This is a genomic window from Streptococcus sp. 10824 (assembly GCF_013276595.1).
GTDB classification, from domain to species: domain Bacteria; phylum Bacillota; class Bacilli; order Lactobacillales; family Streptococcaceae; genus Streptococcus; species Streptococcus pseudopneumoniae.
On sequence record NZ_VMLH01000035.1, the window covers coordinates 1 to 4,955 of the forward strand.

At 40.1% G+C, this 4,955-nt stretch carries 5 protein-coding genes and 3 pseudogenes; 1 reads left to right on the forward strand and 7 read right to left on the reverse strand.

Translation table 11 applies throughout. The features are described 5' to 3' along the window. The coding region (locus HT701_RS03750; RefSeq protein WP_172931235.1) for a UTRA domain-containing protein at positions 1-124 on the forward strand (124 nt) is incomplete at its 5' end. A gap of 149 nt (positions 125-273) precedes the next feature. Here the strand turns inward: HT701_RS03750 and HT701_RS03755 are convergent. From HT701_RS03755 to HT701_RS03785, 7 genes and pseudogenes are all read right to left on the reverse strand, one after another. Then, positions 274-1,170: a DMT family transporter gene (locus HT701_RS03755; protein WP_172931236.1), complete on the reverse strand. Its 897-nt coding sequence runs from the start codon at positions 1,168-1,170 to the stop codon at positions 274-276. Between the two features lie 8 nt (positions 1,171-1,178). After that, positions 1,179-2,114, reverse strand: a complete 936-nt coding sequence (locus tag HT701_RS03760; protein WP_172931237.1) for a serine hydrolase domain-containing protein — start codon at positions 2,112-2,114, stop codon at positions 1,179-1,181. After that, on the reverse strand, positions 2,111-2,836 hold the full coding sequence (locus HT701_RS03765; RefSeq protein ID WP_172923315.1) for a CppA family protein: 726 nt from the start codon (positions 2,834-2,836) through the stop codon (positions 2,111-2,113). Before HT701_RS03765 ends, HT701_RS03760 begins: the two co-directional genes overlap by 4 nt. 83 nt (positions 2,837-2,919) lie before the next feature. Then, positions 2,920-3,506, reverse strand: a pseudogene (locus HT701_RS03770) (SGNH/GDSL hydrolase family protein). A gap of 49 nt (positions 3,507-3,555) precedes the next feature. Further along, positions 3,556-4,383, reverse strand: coding sequence for an HAD family hydrolase (locus HT701_RS03775; protein WP_023939132.1), 828 nt, complete (start codon positions 4,381-4,383; stop codon positions 3,556-3,558). A gap of 32 nt (positions 4,384-4,415) precedes the next feature. Beyond that, positions 4,416-4,523: pseudogene (locus HT701_RS03780) on the reverse strand (IS5/IS1182 family transposase); the annotation flags it as partial. Positions 4,524-4,625: 102 nt separating this feature from the next. Then, positions 4,626-4,955 (reverse strand): annotated as a pseudogene (locus HT701_RS03785) (transposase family protein); the annotation flags it as partial.

The following is a 4,955-nucleotide window of genomic DNA, read 5'->3' on the forward strand; positions in this document are numbered from 1 at the left end:
TGAAAAAGGACATGCTATTCTTGGTTTGACTCAGGTTTCCTACCTAGAAGATGGTACTGCATTTGAATACGTAAAAAGTCAATATGTAGGCGAACGTTTTGAATTTTATCTTGAAAATAATTAATACTCTTCGAAAATCTCTTCAAACCGCGTCAACGTCACCTTGCCGTACTCAAGTACAGCCTGCGGCTAGTTTCCTAGTTTGCTCTTTGATTTTCATTGAGTATAAAATACTAGGCAAAAACTCTCTGTCACGGACGACAAAGAGTCTTTTTATTTTTCTAAGAGTAAATCTTTCAAAGAAATCAGGGTTACAGCAAACAATATCATTGCCATACCAAGAAAATCAATGGGATAAAATTGTTCATTCATGATTAGGAAAGCAAAGAAAACAGCCGAAATTGGCTCAATTGAAGCCAACAAACTTGACTTGACCGGCCCAATCAGACTGGCTCCTTTTAGAAAGGCTGTATAGGCAAAGACAGTCCCGATAAGGATAATGCCCGCAAAAGCGAGGAGAAAATCAAGACTAGTTGGGATAGCAGTCTGTAGAACTCCTGTAAAAGGAAGGGCAACCAAACCTGCTATGACCCTTCCCACACCAATGACCAAACTGCTCCCCCACTTCTTAATCAAGGCTATGGGCAAAATGATATAAAGTGCGTAAGTCAGAGCAGAAAAGAGACCCCAGAACAGACCTGAAGGTGTCATAGATAACTGGTCCAACTGCCCATGTGTTGCGATCAGGAAGGTCCCTCCAATGGCTAATATGATGGAAACAATCTCTCCCAGTGTCGGCGCCACCTTATCCTTGATACAGCTATAAATCAAAATCCCGACAGGACAAACATACTGAAGCACCGTCGCGGTTCCTGCATTGGTCTCCTGAATAGCAGTTAGATAGGCGAATTGGTTGAGAAATAGACCAATTAGAGCAAAAATAAGAAGAGACAGCAAACTCTTCTTATCCGTTAAAAAGGCCAGCATTTTATCCTTTGCAGTAGCATAAGCCAAGAGCATAAGAATCCCACCGGCGATTAGAAGACGCAAGTTGGTCAAGACCAGAGACGAAATCCCGTGTGCCATCAGGTATTGGCCACTCGTTCCTGACAAGCCCCAAGCTATCCCTGCCACAACTGTTAGTAAAGTCCCTTTTAAACTATTTGACATGTCTCTCCTTACTCTTCTTTACGAATCAAGTCCATTACTTGATTACGGTCTACAATCCATTGAGCTCTCTCATCCTTTTCATAGGTACGATTTGATAGGAAAATAGCCGCTTCTTGCTTCTGGCGATTCCACATGATAAAGGTACCTGTATAGCCCGTATGGTCTAGCCAATCTCCTTCCAAATTCCATGCCAAAGAACGTTCCTTGTCATCCAAAGGAGAAAAATTTTGACTCAAATCTCTTGCAAAATCATCTGCTAAATAGTGTTCTAAAAAGATTTGTAAATCCTTTACAGTCGAAAACAAACCAGCACTACCAGCATGTCTGCCCAAGAGACGAGCCTTAGGATCATGCACTATGCCTGCCTCTACACCTCTAACTGTTGGAACAGCAAGCTCAACAGATCCAAACTGGGTTTCCTTCATTTTCCAAGGTTTCCAAACTTGCTCCTGCAAAATCACATCCAGATCTTGATTAAAGATTCTTTCCAAAATAAAGCCCAACAGCAAAAAATGGACATCTGAATAAAGAAAGGCTGGCTGACTTCGTCTCTTGAGATGAAACATCGCTTCCTTTAATTCAGAAGCTGTTAAAAGGTCTCGATTGGGAATAAAAGGATCAAGATTTGTAGTATGGGTTAAGAGCTGGCGAATAGTGATGTCTGGATAATCACTCTCAGCTAAAAAATCGGTTACCGGTCTGTCAATATCTAATTTGCCTTTTTCCCACAAGAAGGTAAAAACGGTGCCAACGCCAACAACCTTGCTGACACTAGCTAGGTCATAAACTAGTCCTGCCTCAGTCTGCAAGCCATGCTCTGGGTGACTCTGGCCAATATAGAACTCCGTCCATTGATTGTCCTTAAAATACGCAAAAGAGGCTCCGGGATAAATCCCTGCCTCGATTTGTTCTTCTATTTTTTTAATAATCTGGGTCCACTTCATACTTCTTCAAACCACAATTCAACATTATTTCTATCTTTTCCAAGGAAGAATTTTTCAGACTTAGGAATAAAATATTCTGTAGACTCAAACTTCTGGCGAAGACTTGATATATCTAGTTCATTGACCAAGAACTTGAGCATAGATAAGTCCCAGGTAACCGTATTGTCCACAGTCAAATCCTTCCCCTGAGCTGGAATAAAATCAAGGGATGCCCCAATTTCAGATGGTTCCAAGAAACTTTCGATATCAGTCGAGAGATGTAATTCCATGAAAATTTCAAATTTACTTAAAGAGATTGATGCCAAATCTGTTTGAAATTCAGGCTTTTCTCCTACTTCTACTAGACTTGCTCTGTCATCTTCTGCATGAATCAAAATCAAATCATCTTCTGGTGAAAAAATTTCAAAAGCGTAGCCATTTTGACCTTTATATAATCGATGAATCGAATCTGTTTTAGATAAGAGTCCCTCGATTTCTAAGGGATTTTCCACCTTGATAATCAATCTAGCCAGTTTTTTTCGTCCCTCTACCTTACGAGTACGCATGCTTGGTGCTTCTTCTAAAACCAGCTTTTCAAGACCTGTTTGGTCCCCTAGTGATAGGAAGGCTGACTCCTCTAACAAGGCCTTCATTCCAAGGGTTTCAATATAAAATGTTTCATTTAATTTTCTATTATTAACTTTTAAAGTAGGAATAATCCGTACAATCTGATTTACATTCATAAATTCCTCCATCACTTTTTATTTTAAAGGATTTTAGAATTTTTTACAAGATATTATGCTCAAATTTAACTTTATTTAGCTATTTAGTAAAGATAGCCTTTCAAGGCTTTTGTCAAAACCTGATAACCAGCAACACTGAGGTGCAGTCCATCAGTTGTATATTCTTTTTTTAGTTGGCTCGCCTGGTCTGTCAAACTGTCAAAAACTGACAAAAATTCCACCTGCATATAGGCAGAAGCAAGCTCTTGATAGGCGTGATTCCTGTTCTGAATTTTTTCATTCGTGCGGATATAGACTGTCTGCTTATACTCCTCGCCTTCATTAACTGGCAAAATGGAAAGTAATTTTATCTCAGTCAGTGGATAATCGCGAGCAATGGATTGATGATAGCTTCGAGATTATTGAGAGCCTCATTCACAGGCACATCTTTTCCAATATCGTTCGTCCCAATTAAAAGGACAATTTTATCTACCTCCCCACCGTACAGATGCGCATCCAGATTCTCTAATAACAGTCCTGTCTGATAGCCACAAATTCCTCGATTGACAATTGTCTTTGAAGTCCCAAACAACTCCTGCAGAGGATAATATTCGACAATGGAATCCCCAATAAAAAGAATATCTGGCTCTACAACTGAAACCTGATTTAGGTGACGATACTTGGTTTGGATTTTTTCTTGTTCCTTTAGTAACCAATTTTCTAATAACTGTACTGCTACTTCATTCTCCTTTTTCTAACCAGTTTTCCAATACTTGGTAAACTCCTCCTTGGCTATTGGCTGGCGCTAGAGCCGTCGCCACAGCTTTGGCTTTGTCATCAGCATTTTCCATCGCATAGGCAATTCCAGCCATTTCAAGCATTTCAACATCATTTTCACTATCGCCAAAAGCCATGATTTGTTGGGGGTTCAAGTCCCAACGCTTGAGTAATTCTTCCAAGCCCCATGCTTTATGAATTCCAGCTTGGAGGATATCAATGCAACCATAGCCACTCGATACAGCCCGAACACGGCCATCAAAGAGGTCATTGATTTCTTCCAATACCGAATTCAAACGTTCCTCACCAACAACCATACTCATCTTGAGCACACCACCAAAGAGGTCAGAGGTTAATTCATCCACAAAATTCATTCGTTGGTAGAATTCTTCAATCATTTCTGGAGTCATAAAACTTTCAAGGTCTGTAAAAATGGTACCTTCCTTGACGAAACCACCCTTCATCCCTGTTACAACAAATTGATCCTGACACGCTCGACCCTCGAAATGAGCCAAAGCCTTATCGACAATGGCATCATCCCAAGTCTGAGCCTGAATCAATTCATTGTTTTCAAAAATATGAGCACCATTGGCAACAACCAGAACCACTCGATCCACCAAGTGCTCCAGTAGTTGCCTCATGCGGTGAATTTCATTCCCTGTCGCGATGACAAAACGAATCCCCCTTTGATCCAACTGATCCACAATCTTTTCCAAGCGTGGGAGATCAAGCTGGCCTCTAGCATCCAGCAAGGTCCCATCCATATCTGTCGCAATTACCTTAATCGTCATTTACTTTCCTCTTGATTAGACTTCCTGCAAAACTAGAATCCTAGTTCATGATTGATAATACCAACAATCAAATTCATTCGTAAGCCGAAGCGTTTACGATGATTTCGATAGGTTGTTGAAAATATTTTAAACGTTTTCATAGTGAAATGAAATAAGAACAGGACAAATCGATCAGGACAGTCAAATCGATTTCTAACAATGTTTTAGAAGTAGATGTGTACTATTCTAGTTTCAATCTACTATACTTTGGCAAAAATATTCTCAACCTTGATTCTCTCCTTAGATAGCGCATGGTTACAGGCTTTATCTTCAGCTATTAGCGGCTTGAGTTTGCTGGATTTACGTGGAGTTTGTGCTTGAGGATATATCTTCATGAGCCCTTGATAACCACTGTCAGCCAAGATTTTACCAGCTTGTCCGATATTTCTGCGACTCATTTTGAACAACTTCATATCATGACAATAGTTCACAGCGATCTCCAAAGAAACAATTCTCCCTTGACTTGTGACAATCGCTTGAGCCTTCATAGCGTGGCATTTCTTTTTACCAGAATCATTCGCTAATTGTTTTTT

What these genes read in the sequence shown, in the direction of transcription:
- HT701_RS03760 (WP_172931237.1), bottom strand. Translation starts at nt 2,114, where the DNA reads ATGAAGTGGACCCAGATTATTAAAAAAATAGAAGAACAAATCGAGGCA.
- HT701_RS03765 (WP_172923315.1), bottom strand. Translation starts at nt 2,836, where the DNA reads ATGAATGTAAATCAGATTGTACGGATTATTCCTACTTTAAAAGTTAAT.
- HT701_RS03775 (WP_023939132.1), bottom strand. Translation starts at nt 4,383, where the DNA reads ATGACGATTAAGGTAATTGCGACAGATATGGATGGGACCTTGCTGGAT.
- HT701_RS03755 (WP_172931236.1), bottom strand. Translation starts at nt 1,170, where the DNA reads ATGTCAAATAGTTTAAAAGGGACTTTACTAACAGTTGTGGCAGGGATA.